1 protein-coding gene is annotated in these 545 nt (G+C 72.3%); it reads left to right on the top strand.

Annotation, left to right across the window (positions count from 1 at the left end):
- Nucleotides 1-545: ATP-binding protein (locus AC1DWF_RS37845; RefSeq protein WP_476843542.1), on the top strand; the 545-nt coding region annotated here is incomplete at both ends.

Genomic DNA, 545 nt, shown 5'->3' with positions numbered 1-545 from the left:
GCGGAGAAGCTGGCGGGAGGCCATATCCTCGGGCAGTCGCTGCGGGCGCGGCAGGCGCAGCTCGACCGTCTTGTGGGCGACCTGCATGCCACGGTCGGCCAGGTGCGGCTGGTGCCGCTGGCGCCGCTCTTCGGCCGCTTCCCGCGCCTCGCCCGCGACATCGCCAGCGCGCTGCGAAAATCCGTCGCGCTGGAGATCGAGGGCGGCGAGGTCGAGGTGGACAAGTCCGTCGTGGACGGGCTCTTCGACCCTCTCCTGCATATCCTGCGCAACGCCATGGATCACGGCGTGGAGGCCCCGGCGGTGCGGCTGGCGGCGGGCAAGCCGGAGACGGGAACGATACGCCTCATCGCGCGGCCGGATGCGGACCGCGTGATCATCGAGGTGACGGATGACGGGGCGGGCATCGACCCCGCCCGCATCCGCGACCTCGCGGTCGAGCGCGGCCTGCTGTCGCGCGCCGCCGCCGACACGCTGGAGGATGCGGCGGCGGTGGACCTCGTCTTCACGCCGGGCTTCTCGACTGCATCAGCGGTCAGCGAGGT

Source organism: Aminobacter sp. P4_D5, from assembly GCF_056401815.1.
The sequence above is the reverse complement of the archived record's forward strand: the minus strand, read 5'-3'. Positions and strand labels throughout refer to the sequence as shown.